We start from the raw sequence: 26,461 nt of genomic DNA, 5'->3' as shown, positions 1-26,461 counted from the left end.
TGAAAGGAGGCGCATGCCCATGTTTCATACAATTGATGAAGCGATACACGATCTAAAGCAGGGGAAAGTTATCATCGTGGTCGATGATGAAGACAGGGAAAATGAGGGTGACTTCGTCGCATTGGCCGAACATGCGACACCAGAGGTGATCAACTTCATGGCATCCCATGGAAGAGGCTTGATTTGTGCGCCGCTGACCGAAGAGATCGCGTCAAGGCTCGACCTTCATCCGATGGTGGATGAAAATACAGATGCTCATCACACCGCCTTTACGGTCAGTGTGGACCACCGTGAGACAAAGACAGGAATCAGCGCTCAGGAGCGCTCTTTGACGGTGATGTCGCTGATCGACGAAAACGCCGGCCCGCTTGATTTTAAAAGACCGGGGCATATTTTCCCGCTGATCGCGAAAAAAGGCGGCGTGCTCAAAAGAGCAGGGCATACGGAAGCGGCCGTTGACCTTGCGGCGGCGTGCGGTTCCAAGCCTGCCGGCGTTATTTGCGAGATCATGAATGAAGATGGGACGATGGCGAGGGTTCCGGAGCTCAAAAAAATTGCTGATCAGCACGGTCTGAAAATGATTACGATCAAAGATCTCATCGAATACCGATACAGCAAAGGAACGCTGATCAACCGCGAAGTAGGCATCACGCTTCCTTCAGATTTCGGCACCTTCAAGGTGTTTGGCTACACAAACGAAATTGACAATAAAGAGCATATTGCCCTTGTCAAAGGGGATGTTCCGTTTGGTGACGAACCTGTGCTTGTCAGGGTTCATTCAGAGTGTCTGACGGGCGATGTTTTCGGCTCTCACCGCTGTGACTGCGGTCCGCAGCTCGCCGCCGCGCTGTCGCAAATTGAAAAAGCCGGCCGCGGCGTCCTCGTATATTTACGGCAGGAAGGAAGAGGCATCGGTCTGATCAATAAGCTGAAGGCCTACAAGCTTCAGGAGGAAGGCTATGACACCGTACAGGCAAACGAACAGCTTGGCTTTCGTCCAGACCTGCGAAATTACGGCATCGGCGCTCAAATCTTAAGGGATCTAGGCGTGAAAAACATGAAGCTTTTAACGAACAATCCGCGGAAAATTGCCGGTCTTGAAGGCTACGGTTTAACAATCGCCGGCAGAATTCCGCTGCAGATGGAAGCGAACAAAGACAACGAACATTATTTAAAAACGAAAAAATCAAAACTGGGGCATATGCTTCATTTTTAATACAGAAATCATCACAAAAAAGGACGGGATTCATATGAATAAAATTGAAGGCCATGTAGTTGGAACAGATTTGAAAATCGGCATTGTCGTATCAAGATTCAACGATTTTATTACAAGCAAGCTGTTAAGCGGTGCAGAAGATACGCTCTTAAGACATGGGGTCAAATCTGATGATATCGATGTCGCCTGGGTTCCCGGTGCATTTGAGATTCCATTGATCGCGAAAAAAATGGCTGAAACGAAAAAGTATGACGCGGTGATCACGCTGGGTACGGTGATCAGGGGGGCGACAAGCCATTATGACTATGTGTGCAATGAAGCGGCAAAGGGAATCGCAGCAAGCGGCATGTCGACTGGTGTTCCGGTCATCTTTGGAGTCGTGACGACTGAAACGATAGAGCAGGCGATAGAACGCGCCGGAACGAAAGCCGGCAATAAAGGCGCTGAGGCTGCTGTTGCGGCGATTGAAATGGCAAACCTGACCCGGTCGCTTCAATAATTGCCGAAAAAGAGTTTAAAAAGGTATTAAAAATGTTTATAATGTGATGTGAAGCGACTAGCCTTCGTAAGATCCACATTTTGATATATTGAGGGGTATTTATGTTAATTCGTTATAAAAAGTCATTCGAAAAGATTGCGATGGGTCTCCTTTCGTTCATGCCGAATGAGAAGGATGTCAAGCAGCTTCAGCAGACAATAAAAGACTATGAAACGGACGCTGAAAGACAGCTTTTCCTCTGGAAAGAAGGCGAGGATATCGTCGGCTGTGTAGGAGTAGAAAAAAGAGAAGAAGAAGTTGAAATTAAGCATATCAGTGTAAACCCGTCTCACCGTCATCAAGGAATCGGCAAAAAAATGGTATCGGCCGTTTCGCAGATGTTTGACCCAAAACCGCTGGTTCCGAATGAATTAACGAAAGGATTTTTTGAACGCTGTCAGGATCACGAAAATGAAGACATCACATATAACAAATGAGCAGAGGCTGCTATCGGCCTCTGCTCTTTTTTCGCCGCGCGATTTCTTTTTCCCGTTCGGCCAGCACTTCACTCCGGTCTCTCAGCCGGTGTTTATCGATGAGGAAGGCGTCCTGTACAACGCTTGTCCGCCCCCATGGATAGGATTGCTGTTCGCATTTTTTTCGGCATCGCTCCTCAAGCGCCTTGTCTGCAATGGGAAGCATGATGCTTTCGTAAGGAGAATGCGATTCGATTTTTCGGTAAGTATGCTTTAGCAGGCTGATGAGCCGGCTGTAGTCTAATCCGAGTGATTCAACGGCCGTCTGCTCGCCTTCGAGAATGCGGATGCTGTTTGCCATTAACCTTTTCGCGCCGGTGAAGTTGTTTCTCCGCTGATGGTAGAGGGCGACGGCCAGCTGGATCAAACCGACCCAGTAAAGCTTCCGTGCTCCCGGAGGTTCTTTTTTCCAATGTTCCTCCAAAATTTCATGGCACTCAAAATAATCCCTTGATCCATGAAATTCAGCCAGATAATCGATGTAAGCTTCGGGATACATCCGACAGCCTCCTTTTCTTTTCCGTTCAAGTGTATCACAAGAACCCGGCAAAGAAAAAACGCGAGGGAGTGCCCGCGAGTTTTTAGGAAAATGAGCGTCCGTTTATTGCGGACGCTCATGGCGATCAGCCGTTTTTATATTAATAGATCCATGCGGCTCCTACAATAATTAACAAAATAAACAGAACCACAATCAAAGCAAAACCTCCGCCGTAGCCGAAGCCTTGACCGCTCATGCTGTTCCCTCCTCTATTTAAGAATTCACCATATTCTATGTGTGTATTTCTCAATTTGTATAGGCGGATGCCTCCCGAGGCTTTGTAAATTATATTGGACTTCGGATAGACGCGTAATTTATACTTAAGGGTAGCCAGTTTAGGCCGGCAAAGAAGCGATTGTGAAAATGGTGAGAAATGATCATGGAATATCAGGTGAAAATCGAGGCGTTTGAAGGACCGTTGGATTTGCTTTTGCATCTTATCAATCGGCTCGAGATAGACATTTATGACATACCTGTTGCGAAGATAACCGAGCAATATTTATTATATGTGCATACGATGCGTGAGCTTGAGTTAGATGTAGCGAGCGAATATTTGGTGATGGCCGCCACCCTGCTCAGCATTAAAAGCCGGATGCTCCTTCCGAAACAAGAAGAAGAGCTGTTTGATGAGGAGTTTCTTGAAGAGGAAGAGGACCCGAGAGAAGAATTGATTGAAAAATTGATAGAGTACAGAAAGTACAAAAGTGCGGCGCAAAATTTAAAAGAGCGTGAAGAAGAGCGGCAAAAATCGTTCGCCAAACCGCCGAGCGACTTAAGCAGCTACGCCAAGGAAATCAAGCTGAGCGAACAAAAGCTTTCGGTAACGGTTTATGATATGCTCGGCGCATTTCAAAAGGTGCTGAACCGGAAGAAAATCAGCCGTCCTTCGGAAACGAGGATTTCAAGGCAGGAAATCCCGATCGAAGAAAGAATGGCGCAAATCGTCGACAATTTGAAATCGGCCCGAAAAAGAATCAACTTTACGGAACTGTTTCCGTATGAACAAAAAGAGCATTTGGTCGTGACGTTTTTAGCGATATTGGAGCTGATGAAAAATCAGCTGATCATCATTGAACAGGAACATAATTTTTCAGATATTTACATCACAGGGAGTGAAGCGATTCATGACGCTTGATATCGTGAATTGGAAGGCCATTGTCGAAGCGTTGCTCTATGCGGCGGGAGACGAAGGCCTTACCAAAAAACAGCTGTTATCCGTTTTGGAAATCGATGAAACAGAGCTTCAGGATATTATGCACGACGTAAAGGAAAGCTATGAACAGGAAGACAGAGGCATTGAGCTTGTTGAATACGCAGACACTTACATGCTTTCGACAAAAAAAGAATTTGCCGTCTATTTGAAAAAGCTGATCGAAGCTCCTTCAAAAGGGCTTTCCCAGGCGGCGCTTGAAGTGTTGGCCATCGTCTCATATAAACAGCCGATTACAAGGGCTGAAGTCGAAGATATAAGGGGGGTTAAATCCGAACGGATTCTCCAAAGCCTTGTCGCAAAAGCGCTGCTCTGTGAAGTAGGACGAGCGGATGGGCCGGGCCGGGCGATTTTATACGGAACGACAGACACATTTCTAGAGCAGTTTGGATTAAAGGCGCTTGAAGAACTTCCGCCGCTGCCTGAAAACGTCGAAGAAGACGGGGTGCAGGAGGAAGCTGATTTATTCTTCGAGAATTTCAATCAGACGTTTGAAGATTTAAAATAGATTCACCTTAAGAACGAAGTATGATAATATATATTATCGTATTTTTTATGTTTAATTTAAACGACGTAAGAATACGATTGTAACAAAGCGATGAGGAGAGGGTGCCGACACCAATGGGAAAATCTATGGCAAGAGCCCAAACCGAGCAGGCAGAGGAATTTTTATCACAGGCTGTTCAGACGCTGAGCGATTATTTGAACGAAACAACGCTTTCATCTCTGGAAACGGAAGAACCGGGACGAAGCGCCTATTTCCGGGATGTCCTCAGCAATTTAAGAAAGCTTACGGTCTACTGTGAAGAAGGACTTTCAGCCTGTCGAGTCATGCTGCAGCAGGAGCCTTTTCGGGATGCTGCGGCGGAAAGGACGCTCTATCAGATTTATCATCGATGCATAGAGGAATTTTTTACACCGAAAAAAGAAACGTGGTATGAAGACAGCAGAGCAGCTTATACGGGAAGGCACGCCATTCGCTTTCACGAACCAGCGCCGGCCTCATTAAAAAAATTGATGGCTTCTCTTGAAACGGGATACCAATCGATGAGAGAAGAATTGGAATACTATGCAACGGACTATCAGATGAAGGTGGTTCATCCAAGATAAAATTACCCGAACTCTCCCTTTTGAGGGGGAGTTTTTTCATGCGATTTTTTAAGAATTGCACATTTGATGATCATATCGGTTAGACAAGCGCATAAACTTGTACAAACAACAACAAGGACGTGAGAAAAATGCGCTTTCTAAAACGAACTGCAGCAGCGGCCATTCTTTTTTTTCTTTTTTTCTCTTCTTTTCAAATCGCTGAAGCAGAGGCTTCCATTCATGTCAGCGCAAAAAGCGCAATTGTCATAGACGGTCAATCCGGCAGGGTTTTATTTGCCAAGGATGAACATGAAAAGCGGCGCATTGCAAGCATCACGAAGATCATGACGGCCATTTTGGCGATCGAGTCGGGAAAATTGGAGGATACCGTGACAGTCTCAGACAGGGCTGCAGGTACGGAAGGTTCTTCCATATATTTGACGAGCGGACAAAAAGTTAAGCTAAAAGACCTTGTATACGGTCTCATGCTGAGATCGGGAAATGACGCCGCCGTGGCGATTGCCGAACACGTCGGCGGCAGTCTTGAAGGCTTTGTGTATATGATGAATCAAAAAGCGGCCGATCTCGGGATGGAAAACACCGTGTTTCGCAATCCCCACGGTCTTGATGATCATGACGGCCATTATTCAACCGCATATGACATGGCGCTTTTGACAAAATATGCGATGACAAATCAGACATACCGAAAAATCGCCGGAACAAAGCATTACAAAGCGGAAACGATGCAGGGAATCTGGAGAAACAAAAACAAGCTTTTAACAGGCTTGTACCGCTACAGCACAGGGGGCAAGACGGGGTACACAAAGCTTGCAAAGCGCACGCTCGTATCCACTTCCTCTAAAGACGGCACAGATCTGATCGCGGTCACGATCAACGCTCCTGATGATTGGAATGATCATATCAATATGTTCAGCTATTGTTACGATCATTATAAAACGTATGTTGTTGCCAAAAAAGGAGAAATTCACAGGCTGCGGGATTCGTTTTATGGAAGCAAAGTTTTTATTAAACGCGATGTCAAGTATCTCTTAAGCGATGAGGAAAAAGACGAGGTGAAGATCGACTTAGAACTTCTCGAGCCGAAGAAATCTTGGCGGAAAAACGAAAAAGCGATTCCGGACATCATTGGCAGGATGAAGGTGAAACTGGACGGAAAAACGATTGCCGACCTGCCTGTGTACTATGAAAATGAACGGAACAAAAAGCCGAAAAAATCGTTCCTTGATACCTTTCAATCTGTTTTTAAAAAAGCGGCGGGCGGTCCATCATGGTCAATATAATCTGGGTCGGTTTAACGGTCATCGGTCTTGTGTTTGCGCTTGTGAACGGAACGGTTCAAGAAGTGAACGAAGCTGTATTTAAAGGAGCGAAAGAAGCGGTCACCATCGCGATCGGACTGATGAGTGTCCTGGTCTTCTGGCTGGGGCTGATGAAAATAGCCGAGCAGTCCGGGCTCCTCGACAAATTCAGCCGCATGTGCCGTCCGTTCATTTCAAAGCTGTTTCCTGATATTCCTCCCGACCATCCGGCGATGGGGTACATTTTATCCAATTTAATGGCCAATTTTTTCGGACTTGGCAACGCGGCGACACCGCTCGGCATCAAAGCGATGGAACAAATGAAGGCGCTCAATCAAAACCGCGCCGAGGCGAGCCGTTCGATGATCACCTTTTTGGCGGTCAATACGTCAAGCATTACACTCATTCCGACGACGGTGATTGCGGTCAGAATGACTTATGATTCAAAATCGCCGACAGACATCGTCGGACCGACGATTTTGGCGACGCTGATATCAGGAATTGTTGCGATTATCATCGACAGGTATTTTTATTATAGAAGAAAAAAGAAGGGGTGAGCGTTTGGAATTCATCAATTGGCTTTCTTTAGCCCTTATCCCGTTTATCATCGCCTCGATTCTTTTATATGGCACATTTAAAAAAGTTCCGACTTATGAAGCGTTTGTAGAAGGGGGAAAAGAAGGGATCCAAATTGCGTTTTCCATCATCCCCTACCTGGTCGGGATGCTTGTGGCGATCACGGTTTTCCGCTCCTCCGGGGCGCTCGATTTTTTTATGGATATATTGAAACCCGTTTTTACTGCCGTCGGCATGCCGACAGAGGTCGTGCCCCTCGCCTTGATCCGGCCGATTTCAGGAACGGCGGCGCTCGGCATGACGACAGATCTGATCGCCGTTTACGGGCCTGATTCGTTTATCGGCCGTCTTGCCTCCGTCATGCAGGGATCGACTGACACGACCCTTTATGTCCTGACCGTCTATTTTGGGGCGGTTGGAATCAAAAAAATGGGGGATGCTTTAAAGGTGGGCCTGCTTGCCGATTTAGCGGGTGTCATCGCTTCTGTCATCATTGTTGCCTTGTTGTTTGGAAGCGCCTAAACAGGCGCTTTTTTTGCTTTTTGGCCAAAACTGTTTTACTTTTGGGCTGAGAAAGGATACATTAAAGGGCGGAGTTCAGGTTTTTACGCGAACAAGCCGCACTGAATGCTTGTTTGTTGAATTGGAAAAAAGTAAGATAATACATGAGGTGAAAGATATGGAACGACTGCAAAAAGTGATCGCTCACGCCGGAATTGCATCAAGAAGAAAGGCGGAAGAGCTGATAAAAGAAGGAAAAGTGACGGTCAATGGCAAAACAGTCAGAGAGCTCGGCGTCAAAGTGACGAGTTCAGACCGGATAGAAGTAAACGGCATTCAGCTTGAATCCGAAGAGCCGGTTTATTTCCTCTTTTATAAGCCGAGGGGCGTGATTTCCGCGGTGAAAGATGATAAAGGGCGGAAAGTGGTGACCGATTTTTTCCAAGAGGTTCCGCAGCGGATTTACCCGATCGGACGGCTCGACTATGATACAAGCGGACTGCTTCTGCTGACGAATGACGGGGACTTCGCCAATAAATTGATGCACCCGAAATACCAGATCGACAAAACGTACGTGGCCAAGCTGAAAGGCATCCCGGCAAAGGAAAACTTAAAAACGCTCGAGCGCGGCGTCAAGCTTGAGGAAGGAAAAACCGCCCCGGCTAAAGTGAAACTGCTTTCGCTCGACAAGAAAAAGCAAACCAGCATCGTCCAAATTACCATTCATGAAGGACGCAACCGGCAAGTGCGGAGGATGTTTGAAGCGATCGGCCATGAAGTGGTCAAACTGAAAAGGGAGGAATACGCCTTTTTGAATCTGCAGGGGCTGAAAACGGGAGAGAAGAGAGAGCTGACACCGCATGAAGTAAAGAGGCTCAGGGCCATGGCGGAACACGGCAAACATGCTTTCTAAATTTTCACACAACCTTCAAAAAAAGAAAAAAGGCAGTCAGTATCAGGATGCTATAATGATACTGAGTGTCTAAATGAGGGGGCGGAATATGAAGAAAAAGCGTTTTTACATTCGGACAGTCATTCTCCTTGTTTTGCTGGCGGCGCTTGGCTATACGCTTTACAGCGCTGTATTTCAAAACAACGAAAGCGCGGCAGTGGGGGAGAAAGCGCCCAATTTCTCGCTGGAGGATGTGGACGGAAACCGTCTCAAGCTGGACGAACTAAAAGGCAAAGGGGTCTTTTTAAACTTTTGGGGAACGTGGTGTGAACCATGCAAAAAGGAATTTCCTTATATGGCTAAACAGTATAAGGAGTTTAAGGATCAAGGAGTGGAGATCGTTGCCGTCAATGTCGGGGAATCAAACCTTGCCGTGCAAAACTTTATGAAAGCCTACGGCGTCAATTTTCCCGTGGTGCTTGACAAGGACAGGCAGGTGGTGGATGCGTACGATGTCACCCCGCTTCCGACCACATTTTTGATCAACCCGGAAGGCGAGATCGTCAAAGTGGTCACAGGGACAATGACGGAGCGCATGATCCATGATTACATGACAATGATCAAGCCTGAGGGATCATCATGATGAAAGAAATCAAATGCGAATGCGGTCATGTAAATCCGACAGGAACCGTTCTGTGCGAATCGTGCGGAAAGCCGCTGAAAAAACAGGACGCCAAACTCCTTGATATGCGATATGACGGCAGCGCGAGGCGCTCCCAAACTTACAATAAAACGATTGTAGATAAAATTTGGAACTTCTTTTCATCTGTAAAGGTCGGCGTCTGGCTGATCGTGATTACGCTCACCGCTTCGGCTTTCGGAACGATTTTTCCGCAGGAAATGTTTTTGCCGCCGGGTGCGCAGGCTGATACATATTATGAAGAACAATACGGACTATTGGGACAAATCTATTATCTTCTCGGGTTTCACAACCTTTACGGCTCATGGTGGTTTATCATCCTCGTCGCCTCAATCGGCGTTTCCCTGGTCATTTGCAGCCTTGACCGCGTCGTCCCGCTGTACAGGGCCTTGAAAAATCAGGGAGTGATCCGCAATCCGAATTTTATGGAGAGGCAGAGGCTGTTCAGCCGGACCGATTCCGTCATGTCTGAAAGCGTGAGGACGCAAATCATCGAGCGGCTGAAACAAAAGCGCTACCGCGTGAAGGAGGAAAACGGCAACCTGTTTGCTGAAAAAGGGCGTTTTTCAAGATGGGGCCCTTATGTCAATCATGTCGGTCTGATCATTTTCCTCATCGGTGTCATGCTTCGTTTTGTTCCGGGTATGTATGTCGATGAAACCCTTTGGATCAGGGAAGGGGAAACCGTCCCTATTCCGGGTACGGACGGCCGCTACTATCTGAAGAACCACCAGTTTAAAAGGGAAATGTACAAGAGTGAAAAGGAAAAAGAAGTATTTTCGGAAGCGATCAATAAAGCCGGAGACGGAATGGTGGCGAAGAATTTTCAGACAGATGTCGAACTTTATGAAAGTGAACATGCCAGCCTTCCCGGTGAAGACCCTGAATTAAAAAAAGTGAAAAACGACACGATCAGAGTCAACGATCCGCTGAAATTCGATTCTTTTGCGCTTTATCAGCTGGATTACAGGGAAGGCGAGCTCGACAAGATGGTGTTCCAGCTTATCGAAAAAGACAGCGGGAAATCGTTCGGCAAGGTGTCGATCGACCTTCTGGAGCCGAAGTCGGACTACGATCTTGGCAACGGTTACAAGGTGCATCTCGCAAGCTATCTGCCAGATTTTTATTTTAATAAAGCCGGTGAACCGAGCACGAAAACGAGAAATCCGAACAATCCGGCTTTCGTTTTTCAGATCACCGCGCCGGACAGGCCTAAAGGGGAAAAGAGCTTTGTAGCGATTCAGGAGACGATAGAAGGCTCTGACAACAACAAATACAAAATGAAGTTTGACCATGTTGAAACGAAGAACCTCTCAGGGCTTACGGTCAGAAAAGATTTGACACTATGGGTGCTCATGACAGGCGGCATCATCTTTATGATCGGTGTTATACAAGGTATGTATTGGCACCACAGAAGGATTTGGCTCAGAACGCAAGACGGACAGGTGCTCGCCAGCGGACATACAAACAAAAACTGGTACGGGTTGAAAAAAGACTTTCAGACAGTACTGGCGGACACGGGGATAAGCGAACCGGCCGATCAAAAAGAACTGTTGAAGGAAAAAAAATAAACGCCAGCATAGGGAGGGGTTTTCATGGCAGAGCTTAGCGGCAATTTATTGTACGCGGCATTTCTCTTGTATCTCGCAGCGGTCTTCTTTTTTGGCGGCTCAATCAGAAGCAAAACATCAGCGCCAGTAAAAAAGAACCGGTGGGCATCCATCGCCGTTTTGATCACGATCGCCGGATTTGTATGCCAGCTGGGATATTTTATTGCGAGATGGATCGCATCAGGACATGCTCCGGTCAGCAATCTCTTTGAATTCACAACGGCATTCAGCATGATGCTGGTACTGGCCTTTCTCATCATCTATTTTATTTACAAGCTTTCCGCTTTGGGGCTGTTTACACTGCCGGTTGTCCTGCTTTTAATCGCATATGCCAGCATGTTCCCGACTGATATTACGCCGCTGATACCATCGCTGCAAAGCAGCTGGCTGTATATTCATGTGACAACGGCTGCGCTCGGGCAGGCGATACTCGCCATCAGCTTTGTCGCCGGCGCCATCTTTCTGCTCAAGCATGTCGATCAATCAAAACCGGGTAAAAAAACGTTCTGGCTTGAGTTTGTGATGTTTATGCTCGTGACGACGCTTGCATTCATCATTGTAACCACCGCATTCAGAATAGGGGGTTATGAGGCGCAGTTCAAGTGGATCGATAAAAACGGTCAGGAAGATGTCATGGTTTACGAGCTTCCTGCGCTCATCGGCCCGAATAAGGGAGAGCTTTTGACAAAGGAAAAAATGGAGCCGCTTTTCAATGTGCCGCCTGTTTTTTCCGGGCGCAAGCTGAATACGGTCATTTGGTCATTCGGTGCCGGTATGTTGCTTTACGGCTTGATCAGATTGATCATCAGAAAACGTGTCAGCCAGCTGTTACAGCCGCTGGTGAAGAATGTGAATCTCGATCTTGTCGATGAAATCGGCTACCGCTCCGTATCCATCGGTTTTCCCGTTTTCACGCTGGGCGCGCTTATTTTTGCGATGATTTGGGCGCAGCTGGCCTGGACCAGGTTCTGGGGCTGGGATCCAAAAGAAGTATGGGCGCTGATCACCTTTTTATTTTATGCCGCCTATCTGCATCTCAGGCTTTCAAGAGGCTGGCACGGGGAAAAGTCGGCATGGCTTGCCGTGATCGGTTTTGCCATTATTATGTTCAACCTTATTTTTGTAAACCTTGTGATCGCAGGGCTACATTCGTATGCATAACCATTGAAGGCAATGGAAGGTTCAGGAGGTTCCTGAACCTTCCGGATGTTTTTTGTCAAATGGAGGAATAATCTCAGCTTGGATTACTATCATTTTTCTAATAAAATGAATGTAAGAAGATTCAATTCAGGAGGTTTACGATGGAACAGACAAAAGAGACAAAAATATTAGTAGTAGATGATGAGGCAAGAATCAGACGTCTTTTAAAAATGTATCTTGAAAGAGAAAATTATGTGATTGAAGAAGCCGAAAACGGTGATGAAGCCATCGAAAAAGCGCTTGGCAACCACTATGATCTGATCCTGCTCGATTTGATGATGCCGGGTACGGACGGTATCGAAGTGTGCCGCCAAGTCAGAGATAAAAAAGCGACACCGATCATTATGCTGACGGCAAAAGGGGAAGAAGCCAACCGGGTGCAGGGATTTGAGGTCGGTACAGATGATTACATTGTCAAGCCTTTCAGCCCGAGGGAAGTGGTGTTGAGGGTCAAAGCGCTCTTGAGAAGATCATCGCAAACCTCTTATCTCAATACGGATACAACAGCAAAGAATGTTCTTGTTTTTTCTCATTTGTCCATCGACCATGATGCTCACAGAGTCATGGCAGACGGAACAGAGGTCAGCCTGACCCCGAAAGAGTATGAGCTTCTTTACTTTTTGGCAAAAACCCCTGATAAAGTTTACGACCGCGAAAAGCTGCTCAAAGAAGTTTGGCAGTATGAGTTTTTCGGGGATTTAAGAACGGTCGATACCCATGTCAAACGTTTACGTGAAAAACTGAACAAAGTCTCTCCGAAGGCGGCCAAAAAAATCGTCACAGTGTGGGGTGTCGGTTACAAATTTGAGGTCGGAAACGAATGAAGTTTTGGAAGAGTGTCGTTGGTAAGCTCTGGTTTACCATCCTTCTTTTGGTTTCATTTGTCTTATTTATTCTTACCGTTTTTCTGCTTGAATTCATTGAAAACTACCATGTCGATGAAGCGGAGGCCGATCTGACGAAGCTCGCCAGCAAAGTGGCTGTGATTATGGAAAACCACAAAGACCAGGAGGTCGCCAGGTCCATCTCATGGGAGCTTGCGGATGAACTGACGAGTATCGCGATCATAAAAAGTGATGATGAATATTGGAATTCTCCGCGCAAAAATGAAAAGGTGTCCCAGATCACTTTAAAGGAAATCAAACGGGATTCCGATTTGAATGATGCGCTCACCCATCATCAAAAAGTGCAAAAGCGGCTGGCCCTCAAAAACCATAAAAACGATCAGCTGATTGTCGGTGTTCCATACGGGAAAGGCGATAACGGGGGCATGGTGTTTATTTCCCAGTCGCTTCTCGCCGTCAAGGATACGACACAGCATACGACAAGATATATCCTTTTTGCTGCGGCGATCGCGATCGTTTTGACGACGATCTTCGCGTTCTTCCTGTCAAGCCGGATCACTTACCCGCTCAGAAAAATGCGGCAAGGTGCACAGGATTTGGCCAAAGGAAAGTTTGACACGAAAATTCCGATTTTAACGCAGGATGAGATCGGCGAGTTGGCGATCGCTTTTAACCAAATGGGACGCCAGCTGAAGTTTCATATTACGGCTTTAAATCAGGAAAAAGAGCATTTATCAAACATTTTAAGCAGCATGGCCGACGGTGTGATCACCATCAATATCGACGGCACGATCCTTGTCACCAACCCTCCGGCAGAGCGCTTTTTGCAGGCGTGGTATTATGAGCAGAACATGAATGTAAAAGAGGGACATGAGCTGCCTCCCGAAGCGAGGGAACTGTTTCAAAACACCGTCAGCACGGAAAAAGAACAGATGATTGAAATGACGTTGCAGGGAAGGTCATGGGTGCTCTTAATGAGCCCGCTTTACAACCAGGCACATGTGCGCGGAGCTGTCGCCGTCTTGAGGGATATGACAGAGGAACGACGGCTCGACAAGCTGAGAAAAGATTTTATCGCCAATGTCAGCCATGAGCTGAGAACACCGATTTCGATGCTCCAAGGGTACAGCGAAGCCATAGTGGATGATATCGCCAGCTCTGAAGAAGAGAAAAAGGAAATCGCCCAGGTGATTTATGATGAATCTTTGCGAATGGGCAGATTGGTAAACGACTTGCTTGATCTTGCCAGAATGGAAGCTGGACATATTTCCTTAAATGTGGAAACTGTTGAGCTCAAAGAATTTTTCGAGAGGGTGTTCCGCAAGTTTTATGGAGTGGCAGCAGACAAGGAGATCACCCTCTCCCACAATCTCGATTTGCAGGAAGCGCAATTTGAGTTTGATCCGGACAAAATGGAGCAGGTACTGACCAATCTGATTGACAACGCGTTGCGCCATACAAATGCAAGTGGCACCGTCCATGTTGAAGTGCAGTCCGCCGCAAGCGGCTTGAAGACTGCCGTAAAAGATTCGGGAAGCGGTATACCGGAAGAAGACCTTCCGTTTATCTTTGAACGCTTTTACAAAGCCGACAAAGCGAGAACAAGGGGAAAAGGCGGAACAGGTCTCGGACTTGCGATCGTCAAAAACATCGTCGATGCGCACAACGGATCGATCGCGGTCCACAGCAGGCTGAATGAAGGAACGACATTTACGTTCTATATTCCAAGAAAAAGGAAAGATGCTGGCCAAATTTGACGAAGAATATTGTTCCATAAGAAACAGAGAGCACCTGTTCATTTCGAACAGGTGTTTATGTTTTTCAGCAAAAATGTAACCAATTTGTAAACATTCCGCTCACCTTGAAACATTTAGGTCTTCGTTGTCGTTAAAAGAGTGAGAAGATGAAAATAAAACGGGCGGAGAATGCGAAAAGCCGGAAATTTTCATAGTCGTAAGTGCATATGGAAATAGTCGTTTCCATTCTGATACCCTATAAAGGCAGTCCGTTTTTTTCTAAACCGTAAAGTCCGCTTCCGCTTAAAGCGGAAGTATGGCAGCCATCCCCTATTGATTGGGGAGGAATGAATCAGGTGGAGTCCATCTAATGAAGACTTTAGCCTGGATTTATGTATAATCTCTATAGAAGGATGCAATGCAAAATAAGCGCATGAGACAGGGAATGAGTGATGTTTAATGGATAAAACCAAAATACTAATTATTGAAGATGATGAACCAATCGCTGATTTGCTTTCTTACGGGCTGGCGGCGGAAGGATTTGAAACGTGTACTGTCAATAGCGGTTCGTTAGGAATGAGTAAAATAGATCAATCCAAACCTGATCTTCTGCTTCTCGATTGGATGCTGCCGGACTGCAGCGGATTGGATATTTGTAAAAAAGTAACCGAGAGCTACAATATTCCGATACTAATGATCACAGCAAAGTCAGATATCACGGATAAAGTACTTGGATTGGAATTCGGGGCCGACGATTATATTACAAAGCCGTTTGATCTGCGCGAAGTTGTGGCCCGAATTCGTACGATACTTCGCCGTCTCGAACAAGCTCATCATTTGAATGAGCAGGAAACGGTAAAAGAGGATGTTATTCGCTTTAAAAATATTGTGATTGTTCCAGGTGAAAGGCTTGTGACAAAAAACGGAACGGCAGTCGAATTGACTCCTAAAGAATTTGATTTGCTCATGACTTTGATTGGCCATCGCGGAAAAGTTTTCACGCGTTCAGAGCTTTTGGAATTCATCTGGGGATACGATTTTGCCGGGGATACACGTACAGTTGATACCCATATTCAAAGACTCCGTAAAAAGCTTGATGCAAGCGACTTGATCACAACGGTGTTCGGTATCGGATATAAATTCGAGAAGCAGGAGGAGTAGAGCGTGTTACGCACCATCAAGGGCAAGTTTATTGTGGGCTTTTTTCTGATTTTTTCTCTCTCCTTCCTTGTGCTCAATCATACGGTCAAGAACGTCATTTGGTCGAGTAATGAAAACATTGTGACATCGGATTTGGTCGAATTGAAAAAAAACAGTACCGTGTATGTAAACCAAGCATTTTTAATCAATCATTATAAAAACAATGAACTTTATTTTGGCGATATGGCCGATGAAATGGTGGATAATTTAAATCACTCTACAGGAAGCAATGTCGGTGTTTATACCGTGGATGGCACTTTGCTGTCTTCTTCCGACAAAAAGGTGTTTTCCGAAGGAAGTGATGATGATCTTAAACAGGCTATCAAAGGAAAGACCGCCTATCATATCACCTATGATCGAAATAAAGCGGAGGTATTTTTCTCATATCCAGTTGTCATTGACGGAACAAAAGTAGGCATATTGCGTTTTTCGAAAGATTTTGACCTGCTCTATAAGCAAAGCGGAGAGATTCTCGATATCGTTTTTTACATCGCCCTTGCCATATTTGTGGCGGCGTTTCTTTTCTCCTATATCCTCTCCAGACATATCACGATTCCGCTCGTGAAGCTGACAGAGGCTTCATCACAAGTCAAAAAGGGCAAGTTGGATGTGGATATCCACTTTCAGAGAAAAGATGAGATTGGCCAGCTTGCCGTCAATTTCAATGATATGATCAACAGGATTAGAGAACAGATTTCAACCATTGAAAGGGATCGGGATCGCTTAAAGGAACTGAACGAGCAAGAGAAACGCTTTTTTGACAATATGACGCATGAGCTGAAAACACCTTTGACTTCCATCCAAGGATATGCCGAGATCATAAAAGCAAAAGGGGAAGCGGATCGGGTATTTTTTGATAAAGGAATGAACCACATTGTTGAAGAAAGCCGGCGCCTGCACAATTTGGTGATCAAGCTTCTTGAAGTATCCCGGGAAGTGTCCAAGGATGATCAGTTTGCCAGAATCGACGCAGGGGACATTTTAAAAGATGTTTGCGAATCGATGAAGTTTCGGGCGGAACGGTATAAGAAAACGATCACCTGTGGCATTGAAGAAGATCTATACGTTCACGGTCAGGTGAATAGGCTGCGCCAGCTTTTTATCAATTTGCTGGACAATGCGATCAAATACAGCTTATCCCATTCGGAAATCATCATTAAAGCCGGGATCGTTGGAGAAAAAGTTCTTTTTACGTTCAAGAATCCGAGTGCTCCATTTGAACATAACCAACACTCTAAAATGTTTCAGCCCTTTTATTCGGTCAACCAAAAGATCACGGAAGAGGGAAGTGTAGGTTTGGGATTAAGCATTGTGAAAACAATTGTTGATGAACACGGAGGAACTATTGAGATGTTCTACAAGGAAAACGATACAACGATTCAGGTTGAATTAGCTTACGCAAAGGTTGAGAAATAATGAAGAACAAACCATTTATCATATGGGCAGGGGTGCTGTTGTTTCTCGTTATTATCGTGTCCAGTTATAATGTGGGAAAACGCTCGGAAACCATTATTATACCAAGCAAGGAAGAGAATGTTCAGAAGAACCGCCCCTTTCAAGTAAAAACAATATATCGCCTTCCAAGAGCAGATCAGTTGCTTGGATGGTCTTCATCGGACTCCGTCGTTGGGTTTTTCAAGGGAGATGAGACATCTGAACGTGCAAAACACCGTCTTCAGCGTCTATCCTCCCCTTATGAAAAAGCTGAAAATCTGCAAGGGATTGAAAGCAATACGTCCAACCTAAAGGTGTCTCCGGACGGAAAGAGTATCGCCGGGGTAACCGTGTCATCAAATAAGGCGTCAATGAATCTGATCTCGTTGGTAAACGGGAAAAAAACGGAAATCGCAAGTTTCGCCTCAAGCAGTGAGGTTTATGTCCAAGATGTTTCATGGTCAAATAACAGCAAATACGTTTGTTATCTAGTCATAGATGCCGGGCAAGATGGTCAGACTAGCCTTCATGTTTTCGATACAGATTCCAAAACGCACAAAACGTATTTATTGAAGGGTTTTGCCGAGAAAGATTCGCTTACGGGAGTTCACATCTCTGATAATGGACGCGGCTTGCTGCTTACCGTGTTACAGATGGGGAAGAAAGAAAGCATCATGATGGGAACCGTTAACGGCAATCGCATCGATATTCAGGACAAGCGTCAAAACAGCCTTGGCGAGCCTGTTTGGTTAAACAATGATCAATTTGTATTCCTCGGTACCGGGGAAACCCTGTACGAATACGATCGCCGAAACGGCGAGCTTTCTGCTCTGCTCGAAAAAGTAGCCGCGTTCACATTTTCAAATGACCGAAAGAAAATCGCTTACTTTTTGAATGATAAAGACAGTATTTATGCAGGTAAGCTTCAAGGAAAAAATATCCTGTATGAAGAACCGGTATACCACGGCACCATACCGTCAGAAATATATTGGAGTCCCGATGGCAACAGCCTGCTCGTGAATGCGCAAAACCAGTATTCTTCTACGGAAAGTGCTTCAGCGCGATTTTTTGATGATCAAGCTTATATCATCACATTTAAATAACCGATTGTTCTCTAAAAAACCTTATTTCAGTTCATACCGAAATAAGGTTTTTTTCTTACCTCGTGATGTTCTCCTGTTGATTACGATCACATCATGTCAAACAGAGTAATAAGTCCCTGTTTTCTATCCCCGAAAAATGATGTTTTCTTTCTTTTTGTGACATTTTGTTTACAAGTTGGTCGAACTTCTGCGATATCTTCCCCTTATATTAAAAGAGCATCCTTCTTAGCAAACTTTGTTTTTAATCAGCAAAACTAAAAAATTGTCATTTGTATGTGACGAGTTTACAAGAAACCTAGTGATCATATCTACAGTCAAGGAGTTGGAAAAAGTGTCGAATTCACCAAGAAAAGTTCATAAATTGAACAGGCTAGGAAAAATAGTGTTGGGTATGCTGACTGTCCTGGGTGTGACTTTGTTATGCATGTCTTGGAATGCACTTGCAGGTTCAAAGCAGAAGTCAATAAAAGGAAGTGCCGCCGCTTCAGAGCAGGTGGCGGAAAGGAGCAAACATACAGCAGAGAAAAAGGAAAGTAAACAAACACCGCCGGAAATCGGAAAGGTCGTCTATTTGACATTTGATGACGGGCCAAACCCGGCTGCTTCAGAAAAAATTCTAAGTTTGCTCAGTCAATATCATGCAAAAGCGACGTTTTTTATGTTAAAACCTAATATCGAACAAAATCCGGAAATCGTGAGGAAAATGGTGGAGAACGGCCACTCCGTTGGGTCACACGGAGTGACCCATCAAGTATCGAAAATCTATCAATCTCCTGAAAGCTTTGCGGCAGAAATGAACGATACGCTTAAAACGATCAAAGAAACAGCCAACGTCAACACACATTTGATCAGATCGCCATATGGATCAAAGCCTTATATTACGGGTCCATTTCAGGCAGTCATTAGGCGTGAGCATTTTAACATTTGGGATTGGACGGTTGATTCAGAGGACTGGAAGTCTGCAAATACAAATGGTCAATTCGTCAATAATGCGATTCAGCAAGTCAATAACCTGACCGGAGTTGAGCCGCTTGTCGTATTAATGCATGAAAAACCGACGACTGAAGCGCATTTGGAAAAATTATTGAAATACTTACAAGAAAACGGGTATGAAATGAAAGCCATTCACGATTCGATAAAGCCGGTTCATTTTAGATGGAATTCATAAATCAACAATAATCAGAGAACGATAACGGTTTCGACTGCGGAAGCAATATGAGCAGGCATCGACAAGGAAGGGATAGTGAAAATGAGAAAAAGAAAATTAAAAATGAAAAATATAATATTGCTGGTTCTAGTTCTATTGATATCTAGTGGCGGTTTGGTGTCTTACGGCATTTACCGTAACGTGGCAAAATCAATCAGTCATATGTACGAACCTCTTCATCGTGAATCCGAGAAGGAGAATGCAGCTGCTTCACACGATCCGATATCCATTCTTTTATTGGGGATAGACGAGCGCCCCGGTGATAAAGGCCGTCCGGATTCGATGATTGTGGTCACTGTTAATCCGAAGACAAAAAAAACGACAATGACAAGTATTCCGCGTGATACGAGGGTATTTATAAAATCTAAGAATACCTTTTCCAAAATGAATTCGGCGTACACCTATGGCGGAATTGAAGGGACTATTCAAACTGTGGAACAATTTTTGAACATTCCCATCAATTATTATATCAAAGTAAATATGGAAGGGTTTAAAGATATTGTAGATGCGGTTGGCGGAGTTACGGTGAATAATCATATTGATTTTACCCTTGAAGGGGTGCATCTAGCAAAAGGGAAACAACATCTTGATGGTCAGACCGCTCTTACATATGCCCGGATGAGAAAAGACGATCCCCGCGGTGATTTTGGACGTCAAGAGCGTCAGCGTGAGATTATCAACCAAATTATTCATGAAGGTGCACAATTAAAATCATTAGCAAACTATCAAGAGATTTTAACGGCATTAGAAAAAAACGTCAAAACGAACTTAACACTTGACAACATGATCGATATTCAAAGCTCTTATAAAGAAGCTGGTCAGGATATTAAACAAATAGAAATTGAAGGTGAAGATAAAAAAGTTGACGGCTTATGGTACCACCTGGTGACTGACGAAAAGAGAAAGGGGGTCTCAAAAAAGCTACGCCGACAATTGGATTTAAAGTCATAAACGGATAGAAATCAGTCCATGTCAAAGAATCCGCCAACTTGCCGATATGGAGAACGAAAGCGCACTTAGTGAAAACGAGGGTTCCTTATAAGCTTGGCACCTGTTCATTTAGAACGGGTGCTTTTATGCTTTAGTTTAGTTAAAATTAACCTTAACTTTATCAAAATCCCCTTCCATATTTCATATAACCGTAATATAGTTGTAATAGTTGTAATGTAACTTTTTTCGATTGACAAACGACAATAAATTGAACGGAGGGGTTTCCGGTGGAAGAAACCTTTCAGAAAATATATGATCAATACCATCAGGATTTATTTCAATTCTTATTTTATATGGTAAAAGACAAAAATCAGGCGGAAGACTTGGTGCAGGAAGTATATATCCGCGTTTTGAACTCATATGAGACATTTGAAGGCAGAAGCAGCGAAAAAACCTGGCTTCTTTCGATTGCCCGTCACGTCGCAATCGACTGGTTCAGAAAGCAGCAGACGATCCGCCAGCGGATTTTGGGGACGTTTGACTGGGATAAACAAGAGGTAAAAGACCGAAAGCCTCTGCCTGAAGACATCGTGATGCAGAGCGAAAATCTGAAAGAAATTTTTGCGGCGCTGGATAAATGTACGCTGGACCAGAGATCTGTCATTGTTTTGCGGTTCATTCAAGGCTATTCGATTTCAGAAACGGCGAAAGCCTTAAACTTTTCTGAAAGCAAGGTGAAAACGACTCAGCACCGCGGTCTGAAAGTGCTTCGTAAACAGATGGAGCTTTTGAAGGAGGATCAAAAGGATGAAGAAGTCAGAATGGAACGAAGAACGGCTAAAGGCGTTACTAAGCCAACTTCCAACGGTTAAGGATAACCGTTCGGCAAATCAGATCTATCAAAAGTTGGTTTTGGCACAGCCGAAACATAAATTGCCTAAAAAGCGGGCGGGCGCAGTTGCTGCGACGGTTTTAGTTCTCTTTCTTCTGATGCTGATGTCTCCTCAATTAATCGACCAAATCAGATCCCAAAACGGTTCTGACGCGAATATGCCCTCTGTGGTGCAGCCCCAAAGCGGCAAAAAGGAGATGGCCGATACCGCGGACACAGCAGTTTCAAGCACCTTTGTCGTCCCGCGCGAGCAAAAAGACAACTATATCACCTTTGCATTTGTTGATGATTCCAAGTCTGTCGTTGTGCCGATCAGCCTTCGTAAAAACGTCGCCATCAATGATATGGAAGATGCATTGGATGCCTACACTCGGCTGGATGTCGACCAGTTTACATCATTCAACACTTCCTATCTTGATCAGGTGACATTCAGCGAAGAGAAAAAGAGCAAAAAAGTGACGATCCAAGTCAATGAAAAGATCCCCGGGCTTTCTGAAGAGGATTTCAATCTGTTGAGGGAAACCATCAATCAAACCTTTAAATGGGGGTCCTATGACTCTGTATTGTTTTTGTCATCCAACGGAGGCGAGTCTGGCGCTGAATACGATTCTTTTGGAATGGAGGCAGACATTGCGATCACACATCAGGGGCAAAGAGGCTATTTTTTATATGAAAGTTCTGACGGCAAGCGATTTCTCGCACCGTCACAAGAATCGTATCAAAGTATAGAAGAAGCGGTCAAAATGATGCAAACAGCGGAAAGCGGCTCTCATTTAAAATCGATTATAACCGGAGATAAGCTCATTCAAGATGTTCAGGAAAAAGGAAAAGAGCTTGTCATCCAATTCTCATCCGCTGCAGACATTCAAAATCAAACCGATGACATCTTAATGGTGGAAGGTCTGCTCCTGACAGCAAAGGACTTTGGATTTAATCAAGTCAGATTTGAAAATGCGAAAATCGACAGGATCGGAAGCTATGACTTGTCAAAATCTGTACAGGTTCCATATGCGCCGAATCCGATGACGATAGAAAACTGAAAAGACCCCGTATGGGTCTTTTTTTGATGTATAAAAAGAATGGATTTGGAATTATACTAAGCTGTCGCCAAAAAGAGAAATTTTTACCGAAAGATGCATGTAATAGGAGGCCTAGACCACTTGAAACAGCTTAGACATCTACACTTCCTGTTAGCAGCAATATGGATATCAGGTTTTGCCTTAAACCCGCCGGCAGCCGAAGCAGCGGAATGGATCGAGCCGATAAAAGGCGAGATCACCGACCGATTTGGTACAAGAGGCGGCAAGCATAAAGGACTGGACATCGCTGCTCCTGAAGGAGAAAGCGTTTTGGCAGCGGCAGATGGAACGATCAGCAAATCGTACAGATCCGATTCTTACGGCCAAGTGATTTTTATCAAACATGATAATGGGTATGAAACCGTATATGCCCATTTAAGCAAACGTCTGAAAAAGAAGAATGACCGCGTTGCAAAAGGTGAAGAAATCGGCATCATCGGCAATACCGGCATATCGACCGGAACCCACCTCCACTTTGAAATGCACCATGGTTCATGGACGAAAAATAAGAAAAATGCGATTAATCCGCTGGCGGTTTACCATGAACAGGCGTTTCAGCAAAATGCTGTTCATGTTCAGCAAGGGGATGCTGAGAAAGGTTGGGCCGTCCCCGTGCAAAAAGGAGATACGTTGTGGCGGATCAGCAAAGAAAACGGGATATCTGTCGAGAAGCTAATGGAAATCAACGGCCTGGCCGATTCGCATCTCTACATTGGGCAGAAATTGCTTCTTCGCGAGCACGGCCGTCATGCTGGTCAAAGCACTTACATCGTCCAAAAGGGAGACACGCTTGGTCAGATTGCTGATAAAATGGGTGTAACCGTCAGGAGGATTCAGGAGTGGAACGATTTGAAAGGGGATGAGATCTATCCCCGGCAGCCGCTTAAAATTATGGAAAGCTCCTGAAAAGAACGACATAAAAAAAGCGGAACTCGGGAAAGACACTTTCCTGAGTTCCGCTCTCTGTTTACGGAAGGTCGATCACCTTAACAGAGACGATGCCTGCGATGTTTTTCAGCTCATCTAAAATCTCGTTTTCCAGATGACGGTCAAATGAAAGCATCATGATCGCTTCGCCGCCTTTTTCTTTTCGTCCGACCTGCATCGTTGCGATATTGACGTCGTGATCTCCGAGAATCGCACCTACATGACCGATCACCCCAGGTTTATCGTGATGGTGAATGTAGACGAGATGTCCGGCTGGAGAAAAGTCGATGCCAAAGCCGTTCAATGCGACAATGCGTCCGCCGAAATGAGGAATATATGTTGCTCTTAACGTAAATGTTGTGACATCGCCTGTCACTTTAACAGATATGCAATTTTCATATCCTGATTCATTGGAAGAAATCTTTTCGCTGAAGCTGATGCCGCGTTCTTTTGCAACGGTTCCGGCGTTGACTTCATTGACTGTAGCCGCTACGCGGGGCTTCAGGAATCCGGCCAAAAGGCTTTTCGTAATAAACGATGTTTCAAGCTTTGCGATGGAGCCTTCATAATCGATGGCCACATCTTGAACCGGTTCGTTCATGCACTGGGAAACGAGGCTTCCGATCGTATTGGCAAACTGATGATAAGGCTGGATTTTTTGGAAGGAATCCTTTGTCATGGCCGGAAGGTTGATCGCGGACATCACCGGATTTCCTTGTGCGTACTGGAGCACTTCTTCCGACACTTGTGCGGCTACATTCAGCTGCGCTTCTTTTGTGGAAGCTCCCAAATGCGGAGTCGCGATGACAAGCGGGTGATCGATCAGTTTTGAATCAACAGGAGGTTCGATTTCAAAGACGTCGAGAGCCGCCCCTGCGACATGTCCGCTTTCAAGCGCGTCAAGAAGGGCCGCTTCATCAATGATACCGCCCCGTGCACAGTTGACAAGACGCACGCCTTTTTTCGTCTTGGCGATGGTTTCCTTATTCAAAAGCCCCTTCGTTTCTTTCGTCAGCGGGGTGTGGACGGTAATGATATCCGCACAAGCCAGGACTTCCTCAAAGCTGTTCGCATTAACGCCGAGCTTGCTTGCTCTTTCCTGTGTCAAGAATGGATCAAATACATGAACCGTCATTCCGAATGCTTTGGCGCGGCTCGCAATCTCACTTCCGATGCGCCCCATTCCGACGATGCCCAGCGTTTTGCCGTAAAGCTCAGAACCGACATAGGCGGAACGGTTCCACTCCCGGGACTTAACAGAGATATTCGCCTGCGGAATATGCCTCATCAGCGCTGAAAACATAGCGAAAGTATGCTCAGCGGTTGAAATCGTGTTTCCGTTTGGCGCATTGACGACGATGACGCCGTGTTTTGTCGCCTCGTCAATATCGATGTTGTCTACGCCTACTCCTGCTCTGGCGACGATCTTCAATGAGGTCATCTTGCTAAACAGTTCTTCCGTTACTTTCGTGGCGCTTCTGACCAGCAGAGCGTCAAACGTATGCAGCTCTTCTTCCGCTTCAGTGACGTTTTTTTCAACAATTTCAATAAAATCTGCTTCCATTAATGGTTTAAGGCCGTCGCTTGACATTTTATCTGAGACCAATACTCGAAACATGTAAGATTTCCTCCTAAATAGACGTCATAAATATCTGATAATTTACCATATTCCATAAAAGGTGTCAATGAGTTTTCGGCAAAAGACGAAAATTAAAAATGAAAATACTGTGAATGTGCGGTTTTTGCACAAATAAGAGATAGCGCTTTCTTCATACGGCTCGCGTTGCGCCGAAAACTGCTGGTCCTATGAGCATCGATCTGTACATTTCTTCACAATTAATTTATAATAATATCAAAATTAAAAAATACAGATCAATCTTCGGGGCAGGGTGAAATTCCCTACCGGCGGTGATGAGTTTAAACGCTCTAAGCCCGCGAGCCTTTTTAAGGCAGGATTCGGTGCGATTCCGAAGCCGACAGTATAGTCTGGATGGGAGAAGATGGAGGTTCCGCGCGTTTTGAAATGAAATGCTTTCAAACGTTTATTCGACCTGTCTTAAAACCGCCCCGCTTTCGTTAAAAAGCGGGTTTTTTGTGTTTAGGCGGGGGAAGAACCATTCCTCTTTTCGTGAGATGTGATCGAAAAGGAGAGAGTGACAAAAAATGAAACACACCAGGGTGAGACGTCTCGTCTCCATCAGTATGCTGAGCAGCATTGCATTTATTTTAATGATGCTGAGCTTTCCGATTTTAGGCGCATTTCCATATTTAAAGATCGACTTCAGCGACATCCCTGCATTAATCGCTGTTATATTGTATGGTCCCGGGGCGGGAATTGCCGTTGAGGCGGTGAAAAATGTGCTGAATTACTTTATTGCGGGAAGTGCATCAGGTGTACCGATCGACCAGACGGCAAACTTTGTCGCCGGAGTCTTGTTTATCATGCCGGCCGCTTTGCTGCTGAAAAAAACAAATTCCGCCAAAGGATTTGTGACAGCTCTTTTTGCAGGGACAATTTTGATGGCACTTTCCATGAGCATCTTAAATTATGTCTTGTTTCTCCCTGCCTACACATGGTTCTTAAACGCTCCGGCTTTATCGGCAGGCGCGCTGAAGACAACGATACTGGCAGGCATTTTGCCTTTTAATATCATCAAGGGCCTTGCAGTGGCTTTAGTGTCCACCGCGATTTTCCTTCAGCTGAAGCCGTGGCTGAAAGAAAATGTGCGCATGGCCAAACAATTATAATTTAAAGAAGCCCGGCGCGGGAAACGCCGGGCTTTGCTTTAAAAATATCCGGCGGAAGGAGCGCCGGATATTTGTTTGCTCTATTCGTGTTTAAGCGGGTCGCCTTCAAACGGCTCATCCGCTACTTTAATTGAGTCAGTAGGGCAGCCTTCGAACGCGTCCATCATATCTTCTTCCAGGACATCAGGAACTTCGACGACACCTTGATTATCATCAAGCGTGACAAATGCGATTCCTTCATCATCATAGTCGTAAATATCAGGAGCCGCTGCACCGCAAGCACCGCATGCGATGCACGTATCTTTGTCTACAATTGTATATTTTGGCATGAATAAAAAACCTCCCAGATTGTTCTTCGGTGGAACAAATGGTTTAACCCTCTATCTATCCGATATGAAACCTATTCCCATTCCTTATTGTAATGGTGTTAATCTGACATTTCAACTCAAAAATACTGAGAATGCTTATCACATAAGGGTTCTACTGCTAACATAC

28 protein-coding genes and 1 riboswitch are annotated in these 26,461 nt (G+C 45.1%); of the genes, 24 read left to right on the top strand and 4 right to left on the bottom strand.

Annotation, left to right across the window (positions count from 1 at the left end):
• Window positions 1–19 precede the first annotated feature (19 nt).
• From P3X63_RS12705 to P3X63_RS12695, 3 genes are all read left to right on the top strand, one after another.
• A complete protein-coding gene (locus tag P3X63_RS12705; RefSeq protein WP_077736560.1) occupies window positions 20–1,216 on the top strand; it encodes a bifunctional 3,4-dihydroxy-2-butanone-4-phosphate synthase/GTP cyclohydrolase II in 1,197 nt (398 codons plus the stop codon).
• Between the two features lie 34 nt (window positions 1,217–1,250).
• A complete protein-coding gene (gene ribH / locus P3X63_RS12700) occupies window positions 1,251–1,715 on the top strand; it encodes a 6,7-dimethyl-8-ribityllumazine synthase (protein ID WP_026587674.1) in 465 nt (154 codons plus the stop codon).
• Between the two features lie 101 nt (window positions 1,716–1,816).
• A complete protein-coding gene (locus P3X63_RS12695; protein ID WP_026587673.1) occupies window positions 1,817–2,191 on the top strand; it encodes a GNAT family N-acetyltransferase in 375 nt (124 codons plus the stop codon).
• 10 nt (window positions 2,192–2,201) lie between these two features.
• Here P3X63_RS12695 and P3X63_RS12690 read toward each other — a convergent pair whose 3' ends face one another.
• Together P3X63_RS12690 and P3X63_RS12685 are read right to left on the bottom strand one after the other, a co-directional pair.
• Window positions 2,202–2,729, bottom strand: a complete 528-nt coding sequence (locus tag P3X63_RS12690) for a DUF309 domain-containing protein (protein ID WP_077736561.1) — start codon at window positions 2,727–2,729, stop codon at window positions 2,202–2,204.
• A 139-nt stretch (window positions 2,730–2,868) separates the two neighbouring features.
• Entirely contained in the window at window positions 2,869–2,964 is a 96-nt protein-coding gene (locus P3X63_RS12685) for a YjcZ family sporulation protein (protein ID WP_077736562.1), read from the bottom strand.
• A 180-nt stretch (window positions 2,965–3,144) separates the two neighbouring features.
• Here P3X63_RS12685 and P3X63_RS12680 point away from each other — a divergent pair, with 180 nt between their 5' ends.
• The 20 genes from P3X63_RS12680 (at window position 3,145) to P3X63_RS12585 (ending at window position 23,197) form a co-directional block, all read left to right on the top strand.
• Window positions 3,145–3,903, top strand: coding sequence for a segregation/condensation protein A (locus P3X63_RS12680; RefSeq protein ID WP_026587671.1), 759 nt, complete (start codon window positions 3,145–3,147; stop codon window positions 3,901–3,903).
• Complete coding sequence (gene scpB, locus P3X63_RS12675) at window positions 3,893–4,486, top strand: SMC-Scp complex subunit ScpB (protein WP_026587670.1); 594 nt, start codon at window positions 3,893–3,895, stop codon at window positions 4,484–4,486. The genes P3X63_RS12680 and scpB overlap by 11 nt, the downstream gene beginning before the upstream one ends.
• A gap of 113 nt (window positions 4,487–4,599) precedes the next feature.
• Window positions 4,600–5,088 carry a YpuI family protein gene (locus P3X63_RS12670; protein WP_026587669.1) on the top strand — a complete coding sequence of 163 codons (489 nt, stop codon included), beginning with the start codon at window positions 4,600–4,602 and terminating at the stop codon, window positions 5,086–5,088.
• 128 nt (window positions 5,089–5,216) lie between these two features.
• On the top strand, window positions 5,217–6,368 hold the full coding sequence (locus tag P3X63_RS12665) for a D-alanyl-D-alanine carboxypeptidase family protein (RefSeq protein WP_077736563.1): 1,152 nt from the start codon (window positions 5,217–5,219) through the stop codon (window positions 6,366–6,368).
• Complete coding sequence (locus tag P3X63_RS12660; protein ID WP_026587667.1) at window positions 6,356–6,943, top strand: nucleoside recognition domain-containing protein; 588 nt, start codon at window positions 6,356–6,358, stop codon at window positions 6,941–6,943. Before P3X63_RS12665 ends, P3X63_RS12660 begins: the two co-directional genes overlap by 13 nt.
• A gap of 4 nt (window positions 6,944–6,947) precedes the next feature.
• Complete coding sequence (locus P3X63_RS12655; protein ID WP_026587666.1) at window positions 6,948–7,484, top strand: spore maturation protein; 537 nt, start codon at window positions 6,948–6,950, stop codon at window positions 7,482–7,484.
• 157 nt (window positions 7,485–7,641) lie between these two features.
• A complete protein-coding gene (rluB, locus tag P3X63_RS12650; protein WP_026587665.1) occupies window positions 7,642–8,376 on the top strand; it encodes a 23S rRNA pseudouridine(2605) synthase RluB in 735 nt (244 codons plus the stop codon).
• An 88-nt stretch (window positions 8,377–8,464) separates the two neighbouring features.
• Window positions 8,465–8,998 (top strand): thiol-disulfide oxidoreductase ResA, encoded by a 534-nt coding sequence (gene resA / locus P3X63_RS12645; protein ID WP_026587664.1) that lies wholly within the window; start codon window positions 8,465–8,467, stop codon window positions 8,996–8,998.
• Window positions 8,998–10,626, top strand: coding sequence for a cytochrome c biogenesis protein ResB (gene resB, locus P3X63_RS12640; RefSeq protein ID WP_026587663.1), 1,629 nt, complete (start codon window positions 8,998–9,000; stop codon window positions 10,624–10,626). The genes resA and resB overlap by 1 nt, the downstream gene beginning before the upstream one ends.
• Before the next feature lie 24 nt (window positions 10,627–10,650).
• Window positions 10,651–11,826: a c-type cytochrome biogenesis protein CcsB gene (ccsB, locus tag P3X63_RS12635; protein ID WP_077736564.1), complete on the top strand. Its 1,176-nt coding sequence runs from the start codon at window positions 10,651–10,653 to the stop codon at window positions 11,824–11,826.
• A gap of 140 nt (window positions 11,827–11,966) precedes the next feature.
• Window positions 11,967–12,689, top strand: a complete 723-nt coding sequence (locus tag P3X63_RS12630) for a response regulator transcription factor (RefSeq protein WP_077736565.1) — start codon at window positions 11,967–11,969, stop codon at window positions 12,687–12,689.
• On the top strand, window positions 12,686–14,467 hold the full coding sequence (locus P3X63_RS12625) for an ATP-binding protein (RefSeq protein ID WP_026587660.1): 1,782 nt from the start codon (window positions 12,686–12,688) through the stop codon (window positions 14,465–14,467). Before P3X63_RS12630 ends, P3X63_RS12625 begins: the two co-directional genes overlap by 4 nt.
• A 438-nt stretch (window positions 14,468–14,905) precedes the next feature.
• A complete protein-coding gene (locus P3X63_RS12620; RefSeq protein WP_026587659.1) occupies window positions 14,906–15,607 on the top strand; it encodes a response regulator transcription factor in 702 nt (233 codons plus the stop codon).
• 3 nt (window positions 15,608–15,610) lie between these two features.
• Window positions 15,611–17,062 carry a sensor histidine kinase gene (locus P3X63_RS12615; protein ID WP_277690949.1) on the top strand — a complete coding sequence of 484 codons (1,452 nt, stop codon included), beginning with the start codon at window positions 15,611–15,613 and terminating at the stop codon, window positions 17,060–17,062.
• Window positions 17,062–18,183: a WD40 repeat domain-containing protein gene (locus P3X63_RS12610; RefSeq protein ID WP_179115714.1), complete on the top strand. Its 1,122-nt coding sequence runs from the start codon at window positions 17,062–17,064 to the stop codon at window positions 18,181–18,183. Before P3X63_RS12615 ends, P3X63_RS12610 begins: the two co-directional genes overlap by 1 nt.
• A gap of 331 nt (window positions 18,184–18,514) precedes the next feature.
• The gene (locus P3X63_RS12605; RefSeq protein ID WP_026587656.1) at window positions 18,515–19,351 is read left to right on the top strand and encodes a polysaccharide deacetylase family protein; all 837 of its coding nucleotides are present in this window, start codon (window positions 18,515–18,517) and stop codon (window positions 19,349–19,351) included.
• Between the two features lie 72 nt (window positions 19,352–19,423).
• Window positions 19,424–20,341, top strand: coding sequence for an LCP family glycopolymer transferase (locus P3X63_RS12600; protein ID WP_026587655.1), 918 nt, complete (start codon window positions 19,424–19,426; stop codon window positions 20,339–20,341).
• Between the two features lie 266 nt (window positions 20,342–20,607).
• Complete coding sequence (gene sigX / locus P3X63_RS12595; RefSeq protein ID WP_026587654.1) at window positions 20,608–21,192, top strand: RNA polymerase sigma factor SigX; 585 nt, start codon at window positions 20,608–20,610, stop codon at window positions 21,190–21,192.
• Entirely contained in the window at window positions 21,128–22,252 is a 1,125-nt protein-coding gene (locus P3X63_RS12590) for an RsiX protein (protein WP_277690945.1), read from the top strand. The genes sigX and P3X63_RS12590 overlap by 65 nt, the downstream gene beginning before the upstream one ends.
• Window positions 22,253–22,372: 120 nt before the next feature.
• Window positions 22,373–23,197: a M23 family metallopeptidase gene (locus P3X63_RS12585; protein WP_277690943.1), complete on the top strand. Its 825-nt coding sequence runs from the start codon at window positions 22,373–22,375 to the stop codon at window positions 23,195–23,197.
• 61 nt (window positions 23,198–23,258) lie between these two features.
• Here P3X63_RS12585 and serA read toward each other — a convergent pair whose 3' ends face one another.
• Window positions 23,259–24,836, bottom strand: a complete 1,578-nt coding sequence (serA, locus tag P3X63_RS12580; RefSeq protein WP_277690941.1) for a phosphoglycerate dehydrogenase — start codon at window positions 24,834–24,836, stop codon at window positions 23,259–23,261.
• Window positions 24,837–25,089: 253 nt separating this feature from the next.
• A riboswitch (FMN riboswitch) is annotated at window positions 25,090–25,224 on the top strand.
• 157 nt (window positions 25,225–25,381) lie between these two features.
• On the opposite strand from serA, the gene P3X63_RS12575 reads away from it, so the two are divergent.
• On the top strand, window positions 25,382–25,966 hold the full coding sequence (locus P3X63_RS12575) for an ECF transporter S component (RefSeq protein ID WP_026587650.1): 585 nt from the start codon (window positions 25,382–25,384) through the stop codon (window positions 25,964–25,966).
• An 80-nt stretch (window positions 25,967–26,046) separates the two neighbouring features.
• On the opposite strand, the gene P3X63_RS12570 is transcribed toward P3X63_RS12575, so the two are convergent.
• Complete coding sequence (locus P3X63_RS12570; protein WP_003183064.1) at window positions 26,047–26,295, bottom strand: ferredoxin; 249 nt, start codon at window positions 26,293–26,295, stop codon at window positions 26,047–26,049.
• Window positions 26,296–26,461: the final 166 nt, after the last annotated feature.

Origin of the sequence: Bacillus sp. HSf4 (assembly GCF_029537375.1) — a bacterium.
Lineage (GTDB): Bacteria > Bacillota > Bacilli > Bacillales > Bacillaceae > Bacillus > Bacillus sonorensis_A.
This window is presented reverse-complemented; position numbering and strand designations above follow the sequence as displayed.